14 protein-coding genes are annotated in these 16,065 nt (G+C 58.6%); 7 read left to right on the top strand and 7 right to left on the bottom strand.

Going from position 1 to position 16,065, the window contains the following annotated elements; all coding sequences use genetic code 11:
- Nucleotides 1-43: 43 nt before the first annotated feature.
- The 6 genes from BMX80_RS02295 to BMX80_RS02270 all read right to left on the bottom strand — a co-directional run bounded on the left by BMX80_RS02295 (nucleotide 44) and on the right by BMX80_RS02270 (nucleotide 7,150).
- Nucleotides 44-820: an ABC transporter substrate-binding protein gene (locus BMX80_RS02295; RefSeq protein ID WP_074864632.1), complete on the bottom strand. Its 777-nt coding sequence runs from the start codon at nucleotides 818-820 to the stop codon at nucleotides 44-46.
- 290 nt (nucleotides 821-1,110) lie between these two features.
- Nucleotides 1,111-3,066 carry an acetate--CoA ligase gene (gene acs / locus BMX80_RS02290; protein ID WP_074864629.1) on the bottom strand — a complete coding sequence of 652 codons (1,956 nt, stop codon included), beginning with the start codon at nucleotides 3,064-3,066 and terminating at the stop codon, nucleotides 1,111-1,113.
- Nucleotides 3,067-3,186: 120 nt separating this feature from the next.
- Nucleotides 3,187-3,969: a substrate-binding periplasmic protein gene (locus BMX80_RS02285; RefSeq protein ID WP_083394213.1), complete on the bottom strand. Its 783-nt coding sequence runs from the start codon at nucleotides 3,967-3,969 to the stop codon at nucleotides 3,187-3,189.
- A gap of 209 nt (nucleotides 3,970-4,178) precedes the next feature.
- Nucleotides 4,179-4,679 carry a methyl-accepting chemotaxis protein gene (locus tag BMX80_RS18070; RefSeq protein ID WP_407922771.1) on the bottom strand — a complete coding sequence of 167 codons (501 nt, stop codon included), beginning with the start codon at nucleotides 4,677-4,679 and terminating at the stop codon, nucleotides 4,179-4,181.
- A 628-nt stretch (nucleotides 4,680-5,307) separates the two neighbouring features.
- Nucleotides 5,308-5,874, bottom strand: a complete 567-nt coding sequence (locus BMX80_RS02275) for a response regulator transcription factor (RefSeq protein ID WP_074864624.1) — start codon at nucleotides 5,872-5,874, stop codon at nucleotides 5,308-5,310.
- A 1-nt stretch (nucleotide 5,875) separates the two neighbouring features.
- Complete coding sequence (locus tag BMX80_RS02270; protein ID WP_074864991.1) at nucleotides 5,876-7,150, bottom strand: ATP-binding protein; 1,275 nt, start codon at nucleotides 7,148-7,150, stop codon at nucleotides 5,876-5,878.
- Between the two features lie 274 nt (nucleotides 7,151-7,424).
- Between BMX80_RS02270 and BMX80_RS02265 the strand changes: the two genes are divergently transcribed.
- The 7 genes from BMX80_RS02265 (at nucleotide 7,425) to BMX80_RS02235 (ending at nucleotide 14,306) form a co-directional block, all read left to right on the top strand.
- The gene (locus tag BMX80_RS02265) at nucleotides 7,425-9,020 is read left to right on the top strand and encodes an ABC transporter substrate-binding protein (protein ID WP_074864621.1); all 1,596 of its coding nucleotides are present in this window, start codon (nucleotides 7,425-7,427) and stop codon (nucleotides 9,018-9,020) included.
- Nucleotides 9,021-9,082: 62 nt separating this feature from the next.
- Nucleotides 9,083-10,093: an ABC transporter permease subunit gene (locus BMX80_RS02260; RefSeq protein ID WP_074864617.1), complete on the top strand. Its 1,011-nt coding sequence runs from the start codon at nucleotides 9,083-9,085 to the stop codon at nucleotides 10,091-10,093.
- A gap of 9 nt (nucleotides 10,094-10,102) precedes the next feature.
- A complete protein-coding gene (locus BMX80_RS02255) occupies nucleotides 10,103-11,005 on the top strand; it encodes an ABC transporter permease subunit (protein ID WP_074864615.1) in 903 nt (300 codons plus the stop codon).
- Nucleotides 11,006-11,015: 10 nt separating this feature from the next.
- Nucleotides 11,016-11,984 carry an ABC transporter ATP-binding protein gene (locus BMX80_RS02250; protein WP_074864613.1) on the top strand — a complete coding sequence of 323 codons (969 nt, stop codon included), beginning with the start codon at nucleotides 11,016-11,018 and terminating at the stop codon, nucleotides 11,982-11,984.
- The gene (locus tag BMX80_RS02245; protein ID WP_074864611.1) at nucleotides 11,981-12,952 is read left to right on the top strand and encodes a peptide ABC transporter ATP-binding protein; all 972 of its coding nucleotides are present in this window, start codon (nucleotides 11,981-11,983) and stop codon (nucleotides 12,950-12,952) included. Before BMX80_RS02250 ends, BMX80_RS02245 begins: the two co-directional genes overlap by 4 nt.
- A gap of 87 nt (nucleotides 12,953-13,039) precedes the next feature.
- Nucleotides 13,040-13,744, top strand: a complete 705-nt coding sequence (locus tag BMX80_RS02240) for an SIMPL domain-containing protein (RefSeq protein ID WP_074864609.1) — start codon at nucleotides 13,040-13,042, stop codon at nucleotides 13,742-13,744.
- Between the two features lie 196 nt (nucleotides 13,745-13,940).
- A complete protein-coding gene (locus BMX80_RS02235) occupies nucleotides 13,941-14,306 on the top strand; it encodes a histone-like nucleoid-structuring protein, MvaT/MvaU family (RefSeq protein WP_071872084.1) in 366 nt (121 codons plus the stop codon).
- A gap of 212 nt (nucleotides 14,307-14,518) precedes the next feature.
- Here BMX80_RS02235 and sbcB read toward each other — a convergent pair whose 3' ends face one another.
- Entirely contained in the window at nucleotides 14,519-15,937 is a 1,419-nt protein-coding gene (gene sbcB / locus BMX80_RS02230; protein WP_074864607.1) for an exodeoxyribonuclease I, read from the bottom strand.
- Nucleotides 15,938-16,065: the final 128 nt, after the last annotated feature.

Here is a 16,065-nt window from a genome sequence, read left to right as displayed (position 1 = left end):
AAGGGACGCCGGGCGCTTAAGCGCCCGGCATCAGACAGCGGGTTTATTCGCCGTAGACGTTGAAGTTGAAGTACTTGTTTTGCACTTCTTGGTACTTGCCGTTGGCGCGGATAGCGGCGATGGCCTTGTTGATCTTGCCAGCCAGCTCGGCATCGCCTTTACGCACGGCGATACCAGCACCGTTGCCGAAGTACGCCACTTCGGTGAAGTCCGGGCCGGCGAAGGCAAAACCTTTACCGGCGTCGGTCTTCAGGAAGCCGTCGTCGATGTTCACCGAGTCAGCCAAGGTGCCGTCCAAACGCTTGGCGGTCATGTCGAGGAAGATTTCGTTCTGGGTGCTGTAGCGCACCACTTCAACGCCGGCCGGGATGAATTTGTCGGTGGCGTAACGGTCGTAGATCGAGCCGCGCTGCACGCCGATTTTCTTGCCTTTAAGGTCGGCAGCCGGGTCGTTAACCGCTGCGCCTTCAGCCATCGCCAGCTTAGCGGGGGTGTGGTAGTACTTGTTGGTGAAGTCCACTGACTTCAAACGCTCCGGGGTGATGCTCATCGACGACAGCACAGCGTCGAACTTACGCACTTTAAGGGCAGGAATCAGGCCGTCGAACTCTTGCTCAACCCACTTACACTCAACTTTCATCTCGGCGCACAGAGCGTTGCCGATGTCGTAGTCAAAACCGCTGATGGTGCCTTCGGGGGTTTTGAAGGCGAAGGGCGGGTACGCCGCTTCAATACCGATGCGCAGCGGCTTTTCCGCCATGGCCGGCATAGCAACAACCGCAGACAGGGCCATCGCACCCAGCAGCATTAACTTTTTCATCGCAACTCTCCTTTGAGTTTTTTTATCAATCAGGAGCCAATCGACCGTCCACGTACGGCCGCGACTGAAATCTCAGGCTTAGCACCTGATGATCGTTGCGAGGCATTTTAGCGATGCGCCAGTAAAGCGAGTTTCGTCAAAGCGACATGTATATAACTGGCAACAAAATTGCCAACTTTGTCGGTTGACACCCCTAACGCAGATGCGTAGCGATTTGTTACCAAGTTACACAGCACACAAGCCCCGCCAAGCACAGGCTCAGCGGGGCTTTTGTTTGGCTAACAAGCGCGTTAAGCGGCTTGCATGCCCTGATGGGTATCCACCAACTGCTGCACCACGGCTGGGTCGGCCAGTGTGGAGATATCACCCAACGCGCTGTATTCGCCCACGGCAATCTTGCGCAGAATGCGCCGCATGATCTTGCCCGAGCGCGTCTTGGGCAGCCCCGGCGCCCACTGGATGACATCCGGCGAGGCAATCGGGCCGATCTCTTTACGCACCCACTGGCGCAGCTCTTGACGCAGCGCTTCGCTAGCCTCGACGTCGGCATTTAAGGTCACGTAGACATAAATGCCCTGCCCTTTGATGTCATGCGGGAAGCCCACCACGGCGGCCTCGGCAACGTCTTTATGCGCCACCATGGCACTTTCGATCTCCGCAGTGCCCATGCGGTGCCCGGAGACGTTCAGCACGTCATCCACACGCCCGGTAATCCAGTAGTAGCCGTCTTCGTCGCGGCGCGCGCCGTCGCCGGTGAAGTACATGCCCTTAAAGGTTTTGAAGTAGGTCTGCACAAAGCGGTCGTGATCGCCGTACACGCTGCGCATCTGCCCCGGCCACGAGTCGAGAATCACCAGATTGCCTTCAGCCGGGCCTTCGATCAGGTTGCCTAAGTTATCCACCAGCGCCGGCTGTACGCCGAAGAAGGGCCGTGTGGCTGAACCCGGCTTGAGCGCCGTGGCGCCCGGCAGCGGGCTGATCAGAATGCCGCCGGTTTCGGTTTGCCACCAGGTATCGACAATCGGGCAGCGGCTCTGACCCACGGTTTCGTGATACCAGTGCCAGGCCTCTGGGTTGATCGGCTCACCCACCGAGCCAAGCAGGCGCAGACTCTTACCGCTGGAGCCTTCTACGGCTTTTTTGCCCTCGGCCATCATGGCGCGAATCGCGGTGGGCGCGGTGTAAAGGATATTCACCTGATGCTTGTCGATGATCTGGCCAATGCGCGAGACATCCGGGTAATTGGGGATGCCTTCATACAGCAAGGTGGTCGCGCCGTTGGCCAGCGGGCCGTAGATCATGTAGCTGTGGCCGGTGATCCAGCCCACATCGGCGGTACACCAGTAGACCTCACCGGGCTTGTAGTCGAACACGTATTCGTGGGTCATCGAGGCGTACACCAAGTAACCACCCGTGGTGTGCAGCACACCCTTGGGCTTACCGGTGGAGCCGGAGGTGTACAAGATAAACAGCGGCGCTTCGGCATCCAACTCTTTCGGCGCACAGTGGCTGGAGGCGACTTTCATCACGTCGTGATACCAAACGTCGCGGTGGTTATGCCACGGCACTTGGCCGCCGGTGCGCTGCACGACCAATACTTGCTTCACGCAGTGGGTAGAGGGGTTGGTCAGCGCTTCATCCACATTGGCTTTCAGTGGCACACGCTTACCACCACGCACACCTTCATCGGCGGTGATCACCACCTTCGATTCGCTGTCGGCAATCCGCCCGGCCAGCGCTTCGGGCGAGAAGCCGCCAAACACTACGGTATGAATGGCGCCGATGCGCGTACAGGCCAGCATGGCCACTGCGGCTTCGGGAATCATCGGCATATAGATAGTCACCACATCACCGCGATTCACCCCCTGCCCGCGCAAGGCGTTAGAGAACTTGCACACTTCTTCGTGCAGTTCGCGATAAGTGATGTGGCGGTGCTGATCGGGTTCGTCACCTTCCCAGATGATCGCCACCTGATCGCCACGGGCTTCCAGATGACGGTCGAGGCAGTTGTACGACACGTTGGTGGTGCCACCTAAGTACCACTTGATGTCCACATGCAGGTCATCAAAAGAAGTCTGCTTAACGCGCTCGAACGGCTTGAACCAGTCGATACGTTTGCCTTGCTCACGCCAGAAGCCTTCGGGATTGATCACCGACTGCTGGTACATCTCCTTGTACTTATCCTGGTTGATCAGCGCTTGGGCGGCGAACGCCTCAGTAACGGGATACAGATTGGCCACGCTCATGTCACACCTCGTCGGGAGTTCTTGTTGTGCATGGCAAAAAGTGTCATACGCCACCACCCTGCCGACCATTGGACGTTGGTCGCACAGGGGCAGCGTTGGCGGGGGCTTAATGTGCGCAGGTTACGGCGCGCCGTTGCCGGCAGGAGCATCCTGCGGCTGCAGCATGGCGTCCCACAGCTCTTCGAAGCGGCCATTGGCCTTGAGTGTGCTCAGCCCCGCTTCAAACGCGCCCAACAACTCTTGTGCATTGTGGACTTTGCGCGAGATCAGCAGATGCCCGGTCATCTCCACCACGGGCTTGGGGTGATACTCCAGCAGGTGCGCGGTGCCCGGGGCAAAGCGCCGCGCCAAGATGTCGTAGGCCACCATAGGGTCGAGCAACAGGCCATCGATACGCCCACGCAACAACTTGGCGATGTTCTGCTCATCCTCCTGCACCAGCTCGACTTGCAGCAACCCGGTTTCTGCGGCCAACCAAAATTCGTGCGAGTAGGAGTAACCCGCCGTGGCCCCTAAGCGATAGGGGCGCAAATCGGCGAAGTTTTGCCAATCGGGCAAGGGCTTGGACTTATGGTAGAAGAACACGTACTGCTCATGCTTAAGCGCCGAGCTGCAGAGAAAGTCTTTCTCATTCTCTGCATTGCATTGCCAATACGATGACGCCTGGAGACGCCCGGCACGTGCCTCGCGCTTGGCGCGCTGCCAGGGTAAGTAATGGAACGCGACCCAATAGCCTTGTGCCGCGAAGGCCTCTTGCACCAGTTGATTAACCACCCCGCCGTGAGGCAGATCTGCCGAGGTAAACGGCGGAAACTCCCCAGTACTGATGGTCACCGTTTGCTGCTCGGCGTACCCCGGCATCACCAGCACAAAGCTGACCCAACCCAGCCAAGACATGCGCATAGCGGTTCTCCAGCCACTCACCCAGCATTATTGGGTATAGCAGGGAATCACCGACACAAAAAAAAAGGCGACACGTGGGTATCGCCTGCCTCAAAGGTCATTCCAGGGAATGGACAGAAACGCTTGCATCTCACGGCCAAGCCATAAGATGCGTACAGTGTGCCGCAGCCCCGTCAACGTGGGCTATTGCACCTTGGTCGTAGACGTCGCTAGAGGCGTTCCACGCCGTTGTGCAACTCATCGGGCACATTGGCCAAACAGGCACTTAAGTTTTCTGTACCGGGAATTAAGCACTCCAGCTGTTGTTGCAGCTGACTTAGGCCTTCGCCAAGACTTTGGTTGTGCTGATTGAGCGCGCTGAGCATTACCCCGCATTCGTCTAAATGCTGCATGCCCTGCTGGCCACGGGCATTTTGTGTTTCGATTTGCGCCAATACGCCTTGCGCTTGCTCGCGGATGGCTTCGACCATGCCGCCCACTTCGTTGGTGGCGGCAGAGGTACGCCCGGCCAAGTTACGTACTTCATCGGCCACCACGGCAAAGCCACGCCCGGTGTCGCCAGCGCGGGCGGCTTCGATAGCAGCATTCAGCGCCAGCAGGTTGGTTTGGTTGGCAATGCTGTCGATGGTTTGCGCCACGCCCTGAATTTGCTCGCTGGTTTGGTTGAGCTGGGCGATTAACTTAAGACTTTGCTCGCTTTGCTCGGTCATGCCGCCAAGTTGTTCGTCGGCCTGTTGCAAGGCGGTTCGCGCACGCTCGCTGGCTTGCTGCCAGTTTTCTAACTGAGCCACTAAGGCTTGCGCTTGCGGCAGGCTCTCGGCCAACAGGCCACGCAGCTGCTCGCCAATATCTTGCGCGGCTTGGACTTGTTCGATTTGCGCATGCAGGGTGCCGCGCAGTAATTCGCGCTCTTGGCTTTCGCGCTGCAACTCAGCGGCCTCGCGCGCTTGCTGCTGCTCGACTTGCTCGCGCAGGGCGGCGTGCTCTTCGATCACCTGTGCATCCAGCGGGTGCGGCGGCAAGCGCATCTCCACCGGCGAGAGCTTCCACAACCACGGCAGCCAGGCCAGTACCCACAGCGACAGCACACTCCACACCGATTGCAGCAGCTGCTGTTGATACAGCACACCCAACACAACGGCCAAGGCAACGCCGTGTGCTAAAGCCCAAAGGCGCTGTGCTTGCGTGGAGGAGGTATAAAGCATGGCGGATTCCCGTTACAGACAACTGGCTTAATAGACGGATATCCGCAGCTTAGCGAAAAAATTGAGGGTTCGCGGTTTTCGCGCCATGCCTTACAGAAAAGGATTGGCGCGATGCAGCCCTTCAAGCAATGCCTTAGCGGCGCACTGGGCGCTTCTGCAATTTGCGCTGCAAGGTACGCCGGTGCATGCCTAAGGCGCGGGCGGTGGCAGAAATATTGCCCTCGTGCTCGGCCAGCACACGCTGGATATGCTCCCACTGCAGGCGATCGACCGAGATGGGGTTATCCGGCACCAAGGCATCGGGGTCGGCGTCATCGCAGAGCAAGGCGGTGAGCACGTCGTCGGCATCGGCGGGCTTACATAAATAGTTGCAGGCGCCGCGTTTAATCGCCTCTACCGCGGTGGTGATGCTCGAATAGCCGGTGAGAATCACCACGCGCACCTCTGGCACCACCTCGAGCAATTGCGGCAGCAAGACCAGCCCCGAGTCACCGGGCATTTTTAAATCCAGCACGGCAAAATCCGGCGCATCGGCGCGGGCTTTGGCTAGGGCTTGTTCGGCGTCGGCGGCGGTGGTCACGCGCAAACCACGACGGCTTAGGGCGCGGCCCAGCACATGGGAGAAAGTCTCATCGTCATCCACCAGCAAGATGTGCGGCGGGCTGTCGTTGCCTTCGAGTAATTCGTCTAAATCAGCCATGTCAGATTCCTTTACGCGGCAACACCAGCTCGCTGACGGTGCCGCCCTCTTCATGGTTATACAAAGTCACGCGCCCACCGGCACGGTTGACGCTGGCTTGGCTTAAGAACAAGCCCAAGCCCAAGCCGCCTCCTTTGGTGGTTAAAAACGGCGTGCCGAGTTGCTCGGCCATGCCCATCGGCAGGCCGGGGCCGTGGTCGCGAATGCGCAGGCACACTTCGCGGCTATCCCAGCTCAGCTCAAGGCGCAGGTTGTCAGCGCAGGCGTCAGCGGCGTTGTTCAGCAGGTTAAGCAGCGCTTGGGATAAATCCGCCGGCACGCTAAGCACCGGCACCTCGCCGGCTTGCACCTGCAAGCGCCAGCTGGCTTCCGGGCGCATCAAGCTAAAGCGCTCCAACACCTGCACCAACCACGCGTGGGCATCTAAGCTGGGCGCGCTGTGCTGACGCTCGCGCTCGGCACTGCGCACTAAGGTTTGTAGGCTGTGCTTGCACTGCGCCACTTGCGCTTGCAGCAAGGCGAGGTCGCCTTGCAGGGCGGGGTTGTCTTTGTGGTCTTGGCGCAACTCTTTCAGCAGCACGCTCATAGTCGACAGCGGCGTGCCTAGCTCATGCGCCGCACCGGCGGCTTGGGTGGCCACGGCCAGCAGCTGTTCATCGCGCAGCGATAATTCGCGGCGCTCGGCCTGCTGGCGCAACTGGCGGCGCAAAGAGGCGGCCATCGGCGCCACGAATAAGGTCAGCAAGCCGGCCGCCATCGCCAAGCTCAGCCACATGCCGAATAAATGCGTGCTCACCAGCAGCTCGCGCGCGGCGATGGTTTGCGCATGAATGGGCCGATAAAACAGCAGCAGCAGCGAGTAACCGCTGAGCGCCAACGCCGAGAGCATCACGCTCTGCCGCCACGGCACTGTGGTGGCAGCAATGGCCAACGGCACCAGGTAATACGACACAAACGGGTTAGTGGCGCCGCCGGAGAAATACAGCAGCGCAGTAAACAGCAGAATATCCAGCGCGAGGTGCACGCCGTATTCCAGATCAGTCACCGGCCAGCGCACGCGTAAACGCAGTACGGTAAACATGATCAAAGCGCCAGCGGCACTTAAACACACGGCGATGCCGGCATAGGGCAAAACGAAATCGCCCTGCCACCAGATCACCGCCACCGAACACACCTGCGCCAACCACACCGACAGGCGCAGCCACACCAAGCGCAGCAAATTCTGCCGGCTGGCCGAGAGCAACAAAATGGGTGGGCGAAACGCTGCATTAGACATGCGCGCAGTATAACCACGCACGCTAAGCCAGCGCCGCGACAATCGGTCGCACACTGCGCACTCATTTGGCACAGCGCCAATAGCAGCCACTGGCCAGCTTTTTAGCTAGCCGTTATCGCCATGCGACATCCACCAATCAACATGCGACAGCCCTGCTAGTTTTTGTGCTTAGCACTTGCCAGCGGTATGGGCATTGCTGTGAGTTATGCCCACGCGCATCGCAGGGTTTTGATGCGCCAGACATTCCCAAACCAATAAAACAAGAGGAATACCCATGCGTAGGAATGCACTTTCCCCGCTGGTTCTTGCGGTTGCTTTAGCCGGCGCCAGCAGCGCTGCTACGGCCGGCAACATGATTTTCTGCTCGGAAGGCAGCCCCGCCGGTTTCGACCCCGGCCAGTACACCACCGGCACCGACTTTGATGCCGCGGCGGAAACCGTGTTTAACCGCCTCACCCAGTTTGAGCGTGGCGGCACCGCCGTAGAGCCGGGCTTGGCGGAAAAATGGGAGATCAGCGACGACGGTTTGGTGTACACCTTCCACCTGCGCCCCGGGGTGAAGTTTCATAGCACCGAGTACTTCAAACCCAGCCGCACCTTTAATGCCGATGACGTGTTGTTCACCTTCGAGCGCATGCTCAACGCCGAGCATCCGTTCCGTAAGGCGTATCCCAGCGAGTTCCCCTACTTCACCGACATGGGTATGGACGCCAACATCGCCAAGCTGGAAAAGCTCGACGACATGACCGTGCGCTTTACCCTCAACACCGTCGATGCGGCCTTTATCCAAAACCTCGCGATGAGCTTTGCCTCGATCCACAGCGCCGAATACGCAGACCAGCTGCTCAAAGCCGGTAAGGCCAGCGATATCAATAGCAAGCCGATCGGCACCGGCCCGTTTGTGTTTGGCCGCTATCAAAAAGATGCGCAGATCCGCTTTAAGGGCAACCAAGATTACTGGCAAGCCGGTGAGGTGAAGCTGGATAACCTGATCTTCGCCATTAACACCGATGCCTCGGTGCGCTATCAGAAGCTCAAGACTGGCGAGTGTCAGGCCACTCTTAACCCGCGCCCAGCCGATTTGGCGGCGATGAAGGCCGACCCGAACTTAAAAGTCATCGAACAAGCGGGCTTTAACTTGGGCTACATCGCCTACAACGTCACCCACGCGCCGCTGGATAAGCTGGAAGTGCGCCAAGCGCTGGATATGGCGGTGAATAAAAACGCCATCATCGAAGCCGTGTACCAAGGCGCCGGACAAAAAGCGGTGAACAGCCTGCCGCCAACGCAGTGGTCGTATGACGAGTCTGTGCAAGACGCCGGTTACAACCCCGGCAAAGCCAAAGAGCTGCTCAAAGCCGCCGGCATTGCCGAAGGCACCGAGATCACCCTGTGGGCCATGCCCGTGCAGCGCCCGTATAACCCCAACGCCAAGCTGATGGCCGAGATGCTGCAGGCCGACTGGGCCAAGGTGGGCATTAAAGCCAAGATCGTCACCTACGAGTGGGGCGAGTACATCAAGCGCACCAAAGCCGGCGAGCACGACGCCATGCTAATCGGCTGGACGGGCGACAACGGCGACCCAGACAACTGGCTGGGTGTGCTGTACGGCTGCGATGCAGTGGACGGCAACAACTTCTCTAAGTGGTGTAACGCCGAGTTCGACCAACTGATCAAAGACGGCAAACGCCTCACCGACAAAGAGCAACGCACCGCCTTGTACATGAAGGCCCAGCACGTGCTCAAAGCCCATGTACCGATCACCCCGATTGCCCACTCCACGGTCAATCAGCCGCTACGGTTAAGCGTTGAAGACTTCAAGGTCAGCCCCTTTGGCCTGAACTCGTTCTACGGCGTAGACAATAAGTAAGCCCTGTAGCCCGCCATGGTTCACGCCATGGCGGGCTTTACTAATAAGAAGAAGGATTCCCCGTGCTGACGTTCATTCTTAAGCGCCTGGGCTTACTGATCCCGACGTTTTTTGGTGTCACCCTGCTGACCTTTAGCCTGATCCGCATGATTCCCGGCGACCCGGTAGAAGTCATGATGGGCGAGCGCAAAGTCGACCCCGAACTGCACGCGCAAGCCATGCAGCGCTTAGGGCTCGATCAGCCACTGTATAAGCAGTATTTCGATTACATCGGCCAGTTGCTGCAAGGCGACTTGGGCCAATCACTGGTCAGCCGCGAGAGCGTGTGGAGCGAGTTCACCGCGCTATTCCCCGCCACGCTGGAGCTGTCCATCGCCGCCATCCTGATTGCCAGCGTGCTCGGCCTTATCGCCGGAGTGATCGCCGCCCTTAAGCGTGGCAGCGTGCTCGATCACGGCATCATGGGCTTGGCGCTCACCGGCTACAGCATGCCGATTTTCTGGTGGGGGCTCATCCTCATCATGTTTTTCTCCGTGCAACTGGGCTGGACGCCGGTATCCGGGCGCATCAATTTGTTTTTCGATGTGCCGCCGGTGACCGGCTTTATGCTCATCGACACCTTGTATGTGGATGACGAAGGCGTATGGCTCGACGCCCTGCACCACCTGATTCTGCCCGCCGTGGTGCTGGCGACCATTCCGCTGGCGGTGATTGCACGCATGACCCGCTCATCCATGCTTGAAGTGCTGCGCGAAGATTACGTACGCACCGCCCGCGCCAAAGGCTTATCGCCGGCACGCGTGGTGTTTGTGCATGCGCTGCGTAATGCGCTGATTCCAGTGCTCACGGTGATCGGCCTGCAAGTCGGCACGCTGATGGCCGGCGCAGTGCTCACCGAGACGATTTTCTCCTGGCCCGGCATTGGCAAATGGCTGATCGACGCCATCAGCCGCCGCGATTACCCCGTGGTGCAAAACGGCATTCTGCTGATCGCTACCTTAGTGATTTTGGTTAACTTCGTGGTGGACGTGCTCTACGGCATTGCCAACCCGCGCATTCGCCACGCCGGTTAAGGACAACCCATGAGCACTCAAACATTTGATGATGTGATGCAGGCGCCACCCAGCCGCCTGCGCGAGTTCTGGCAAGCCTTCGCGCACAACAAAGGCGCAGTGGCCGGTTTGCTGTTTATGGCGCTGTTGGTGATCTGTGCGCTGTTTGCCCCGTGGCTGGCACCACACAGCCCGATTGAGCAGTACCGCGACTTCCTCCTCACCCCGCCTATGTGGCAAGACGGCGGCCAAGCGCGCTTCTTGCTCGGTACCGACGAGCTGGGCCGCGATTTGCTCTCACGGCTTATTCACGGTGCACGCTTGTCACTGCTGATCGGCTTGTCTTCGGTGATCTGCTCGCTGCTGCCGGGCATCTTGCTCGGCTTGTTGGCGGCGTTTTTCCCCCAGCGTTTGGGGCCAGTGATCATGCGCATGATGGATGTGATGATGGCCCTGCCCTCGCTGCTGCTGGCCGTGGCGATTGTTGCCGTGCTCGGCCCCGGCTTGCTTAACACCGTGATCGCAATTGCCATCGTCAGCCTGCCGGCTTACGTGCGCTTAACCCGCGCGGCCGCCATGGGCGAGCGGCAAAAAGACTATGTCACCGCCTCCCAACTGGCCGGTGCGGGTCTGCTGCGGTTGATGTTTATCTGCGTGCTGCCCAACTGTATGGCACCGCTGATTGTGCAAGCCACACTGAGTTTTTCCGCAGCCATCTTGGATGCCGCCGCGCTGGGCTTCTTAGGCCTCGGCGTGCAACCACCCACGCCGGAATGGGGCACCATGCTGGCCTCGGCGCGTGACTATATTCAGCGCGCGTGGTGGGTGGTGACTATGCCCGGCTTAACCATTTTGTTCAGCGTGCTGGCGATTAACTTAGTCGGCGACGGGCTGCGTGATGCGCTCGACCCAAAACTGAAAAACGCCGACTGAGGGCCCCACCATGTCATTACTTACCCTGCGTAATCTCAGCGTGCGTTTCGGCAGCCCTAGCGCCACCCCTGTGGTGGAAGGCATGGACTTAACCCTCGATGCCGGGGAAATTCTCGGCATTGTTGGCGAGTCGGGCTCGGGCAAGTCCGTCACTATGATGGCGCTGATGGGCCTGATCGACAGCCCCGGCATTGTCACCGCCGATGCCATGCAATTTGCCGAGCACGACATGCTCAACCTGCCGGCCCGCGCACGGCGGCAGATCATCGGCAAAGACATCGCGATGATCTTCCAAGACCCGATGACCAGCCTCAACCCCAGCTACACCGTGGGTTATCAGCTGATCGAAGTACTCAAGCAGCACCAAGGCTTAAAAGGCGCGGCTGCTCGGCAACGCGCCATCGAGCTGCTGGAGCTGGTCGAAATTCCCGGTGCCGCGCAGCGTTTAGACGCCTACCCACATCAGCTATCCGGCGGCATGAGTCAGCGCGTGGTGATTGCCATGGCGATTGCTTGCGAGCCGCGCCTGCTGATTGCCGACGAGCCGACCACCGCGCTGGATGTGACCATCCAAGCGCAAATCATGCAGCTGCTGTTGCGCCTGCAACAAGAGCGCAACATGGCGCTGATCATGATCACCCACGACCTCGCCGTGGTGGCCGAAATGGCCCAGCGCGTGTGCGTGATGTATGCCGGCCAAGCGGTCGAGGTGGGCAGCGTGCCGGAGATCTTTCAACATCCTGTGCACCCCTACACCGAAGCGCTGCTCAAAGCGATTCCCGAGCACAGCTTAGGCGCCGAGCGCTTAAGCACCCTGCCCGGCATTGTGCCGGGGCGTTACGACCGCCCGCGCGGCTGCTTACTCACCCCGCGCTGCCCGTATCGCCAAGAGCGCTGCCAAGACAGCCGCCCGCTATTGCAAGCACATACCACCGGCGCCGTGCGCTGCCACTTTCCGTTAACGGAGGCGCCCGCATGAGTGTGCCCGTACTGATCGCCGATGAACTGACCAAGCACTACAGCGTTTCGCAAGGCTTATTCAAACCCGCCGCCAGCGTGCGCGCACTCAATGGCGTGAGCTTTAGCGTGAATGCCGGCGAAACCTTGGCCGTGGTGGGTGAATCTGGCTGCGGCAAATCCACCCTCGCCCGCGCCCTAACGCTGATCGAAACACCCAGCAGCGGCGATTTAATGATCGACGGTATCGACGTCGCACGGGCAAACAAGCGCGAGCAAAAGCAGCTGCGCCAGCAGGTGCAGATGGTTTTCCAAAACCCCTACGCCTCGCTTAACCCACGGCAAAAAATCGCCAGCCAACTGGCCGAGCCGTTGCTGATTAACACCGCGCTGAATGCCGCCGAGCGGCGCGACAAAGTGCACGCCATGATGGCGCAAGTGGGCCTGCGCCAAGAGCACGACCAACGCTATCCGCACATGTTTTCCGGCGGCCAACGCCAGCGCATCGCCATTGCCCGCGCCATGATGCTACAGCCCAAAGTGTTGATCGCCGACGAGCCCACCTCGGCGCTGGATGTGTCGATTCAGGCGCAAGTGCTGAATCTGTTTATGGATTTGCAACAACAGCTCGGCACTGCCTACGTGTTTATCTCGCACAACCTCTCGGTGGTGCGTCATGTGGCCAATCAGGTGATGGTCATGTACCTAGGCCGCGCCGTCGAAGTCGGCCCCAGCGAAAGCCTCTACCAGCGCCCGCTGCACCCCTACACCCGTGCGCTGCTCTCGGCTACGCCGCACATTCATCCTGACCCAACACGGGTCAAGATTCGCCTTGAAGGCGAGCTACCCAACCCGCTGAGCCCGCCCTCAGGCTGCGCCTTTCATTTGCGCTGCCCACACGCCAGCGAGCGCTGTCGCAGCGAGCAGCCGGCACTGCGCAGCCTCGACGACCGTCAGGTGGCCTGCCACCACGCGGAAACAATTGCTTAAACCTTGGCCCCGGCTTCAACCCTGAAGCCGGGAATTTTCCTCCCGCACGCTAGTCCAAGCCACTTAACCTGTGGATAAGGACTCACCATGCGTCACCTCACCCCGCTTGCCAGCGCACTGGCACTCACCCTCGCCGCCGGCACAGCGCTGGCCGACACCCTGCATTACAACCAAGTGAACTTACGCGCCGAAGCCAGCCGCGAGATTCCCGCCGACTTAATGCAAGTCACCCTGTTTAGCGAGCAGCAAGATAAAGACCCGGCCAAATTAGCCGCCACCATTACTGAAACGCTGAATAAAGCGGTTAAAATCGCGCGCAGCGTTAACGGTGTCGAGATCGCACTAGGCAGCCGCAGCAGCTACCCCGTGTATGACCACAAAAACAACACGCGCAGCATTCAAGCGTGGCGCGAACGTGCAGAAATCCGCCTAGAAAGCCAAGACTTTGCTTCATTGTCGGAACTGACCGGCAAACTGCTTAAAGACCTGCAAATGGGTTCGATGAGCTTTGCGATTAGCGAAGCCAGCCGTAAGAAAAATGAAGAAGAATTGTTAGACGAGGCCATCGCCGCGTTTAAACAGCGCGCCAGTAAAGTCACAAAAAGCTTAGGCGGTAGTGACTACAAACTGGTGCAACTTAACTTAGGCGGCACCGGCTACCCACCACCGATGCCCATGCATCGCGGCAAAATGGCGATGATGGCCATGGACAGTGCCGAAGTAGCCCCGGATATTGAAGCCGGCAAACAAACCGTATCGGTCAGCGCCGACGGCACCATCCAAGTGCAATAAAAACTACCCGCTACGCGCGGCAACTTCTTGCTCAGTACGCCGCGCGTCAGCATTTTGCTCAGCCGCCGCTTAGTTATTCTTGCCAATAGGCTTATTTAACCCGCTATTTATTCATTTATTGCGTACGCAGTGTTTACTTTTGCGCAAGCCTGCCTAAAATCACAAAACCTGTCTCCCGATCAACAAAGGTTTATCCATGTCTCTGCTCAAGCAATACCGTGAACAAAAGCTGGCCATCCAGAAGCTGCAAGAAGAACTGCAAGCGCTGGAAAACGACGGCAAACTGCAAAAAGAAATCGAATTCGAAAACAAGCTGCGCGCCCTGATGGCTGAATACAACAAGTCGCTGGGTGATATCACCGACCTGCTGGACCCGAAAGGCACCAGCAGCCGTGGCGCTAAAGCGGGCGCTGGCAAGCGTACCCGTAAGGCCAAGCAGTACAAGAACCCCAACACCGGCGAAACCATCGAAACCAAAGGTGGCAACCACAAAGTACTGAAGGCGTGGAAAGCCCAGTACGGCAACGACGTGGTTGAAGGCTGGAGCACTGTTCTGGGCTAAGCCCTAACAGCAGCGAACAAAAAAGCCGGCATTGCCGGCTTTTTTATTGTCCAAAGAATCGCTTATTCAAGGGAACGCTGATTTAATCGCCGAACGCTTCAAGCGCAAGACGTACGGCGCGCAGCAAGCGAGACATACCAAGTTGCTAGGCGAGCTTGCGAGCACCCCACAACGCAGTGATTGGATCGTGCAGGCATTAAATCAACGTTTCCTTAACGGTATTGATTAGCCCGCTGCTCCGCATACGCCAACCACGCCGCCTGCAAGTGTTGCTGCTCGGCCGTTAGACGTTCTTCTTGCCACTGTTGCTTAAATGCGGCTAATGCTCCCGGCACATCATCCTCACCCCATAGCCGTTTCGCCACATGAGCGCGCCAATAAGCTTGCTCTTCGGCGGTTAAACTGGTGGGGAAATTACGTGCTTTATAGCGCAGCAATAAATCGGCTAGGCGCGCATCGTCAAACGGCCAGTGGGCGTGCATTAAGGTATCCACATCGGCATCACGCACTTGCTGCGCCAAGTTACGGTCACGGTTACCCAAAAAACCTTGGTACAAGCTGGCATCAACATCGCTATCAGCAAAGTCGCTGCCCTCGCGATATACCGCTTGCAGTTTTTCATGCACCACACGGTGCTGCGCCATTAATGCCTCGCCACGCGCTAATTGTTCGGCGAGATTAAGCCCTAGCCGCTGCTGATCCTCCGCGCGCAACACAGACAACGGCGCAACCACAGGGCAGCGATTGATATGCACAAGCTTTAGCGGGATCGGCAACTCACCTTCCGCCAGCTCATCACGACGGGTGTAGAGGCGCTGTTTGATCTGCTCGGCCGATAAGTTAAGCAGCGGCGAAATATCGTGATGTAAATCCACCACCACCCAGGCGTTGCGATTAACCGGGTGTTTGGCAATCGGCAACACCACACTTAAAAAATGCCGCTGCGCCGAAAAGCGACCGGAAATATGCACCAAAGGCTTACCTAAGGTGATCTGCGCCTCTACCGCCTGCTTGCGGCGCAAATTAAATAAATAGTCATACAACTTAGGTTGCTGCTGTTTAAGCAAGCGCGCCATGGCAATGGTGGCGCGCACATCGGCCAAGGCTTCGTGGGCATGGCCGTGGTCAATGCCATTGGCCTTAGTGAGTAACTCCAAACGCAGGCTGACTTGGCCGTCCACCTCGGGCCACTGAATGCCCTCGGGGCGCAAGGCATAGGCGCAGCGCAGCATGTCCAGCACATCCCAGCGGCTGTTATTGCCTTGCCACTCGCGGGCGTAAGGGTCGTAGAAATTCCGCCAGTAGGTGTAGCGCAGCATTTCATCGTCGAAGCGCAGGTTGTTAAAACCCACCGTGCAGGTTTCCGGCAGGCTGACTTCTGCGTGCAGGCGCTTAATAAACTCGGCTTCGCTTAAGCCCTGCTCTTGTACCGTTTGCGGGCTAATGCCGGTGACTAAACAGGCTTTGGCGTGCGGCAACACATCGTCACTGAGCTGGCAGTAGATATTCAGCGGCGTGCCGATTTCGTTGAGGTCTTCATCGGTACGCACACCTGCCACTTGCAGGGGGCGGTCGCCGCTAGGGCTAATCCCGGTGGATTCAAAGTCATACCAAAACAGACTGGCTGCCATGCCGTTATCTCCGCTAAAACGCCAACAAGTGCGCCAGTGTACAGGCTTGGTGGTTGCCTCTGGCGACAAGTCTCTCTAGCATCGGCAGCCTGTGCACGGATAGCTAGGGAAGCGTCGATCTCATCGGT

Origin of the sequence: Atopomonas hussainii, assembly GCF_900109735.1 — a bacterium.
Lineage (GTDB): Bacteria > Pseudomonadota > Gammaproteobacteria > Pseudomonadales > Pseudomonadaceae > Atopomonas > Atopomonas hussainii.
This window is presented reverse-complemented; position numbering and strand designations above follow the sequence as displayed.